General features: G+C 62.8%; 1 protein-coding gene. It reads right to left on the reverse strand.

The window, feature by feature from the left end; translation table 11 throughout:
- Positions 1-390, reverse strand: a 390-nt coding sequence (locus HMPREF2975_RS08270) for a DUF2800 domain-containing protein (protein WP_141757362.1), incomplete at both ends; no start/stop codon positions are given.

Below are 390 nucleotides of genomic sequence, written 5' to 3' on the forward strand. Positions count from 1 at the left end.
GTCCGGCTACGAGCTTGAACCCCTCAAAGACCACGCCCTGGTTCACCGCTTGGGAGAGCGCGTATGCTTCGACATCCGCCGCCCAGGTTTTGAGCTGCGGAATCCGGGCCAGCACGTCGGCAATCTCGCTGTCGGACAGTTCTGCTGGCGGGGCGAACTCCAACCTGGCCAGCGCAAGATTGGCTTCAGCTCGCGCCCGACACGTGGGTGCAATCTTGCAGAACTGACACCACGAGCCCGGACAAAACTCGCCCTCGCCAGCCGCTGCCAGCTCAGCCTTCGGTTTCACTTCCGCTTCGGCCCAGTGCTCGAGTTCAGTGACGGAGATTTCCCAGGTGTCGACGTTGCCCCGACGTGGCTGGTAGATCGTCACCGCTACGCGCTCGATGT

The organism is Actinomyces sp. HMSC065F12, assembly GCF_001814535.1.
GTDB lineage: Bacteria > Actinomycetota > Actinomycetes > Actinomycetales > Actinomycetaceae > Pauljensenia > Pauljensenia radingae_A.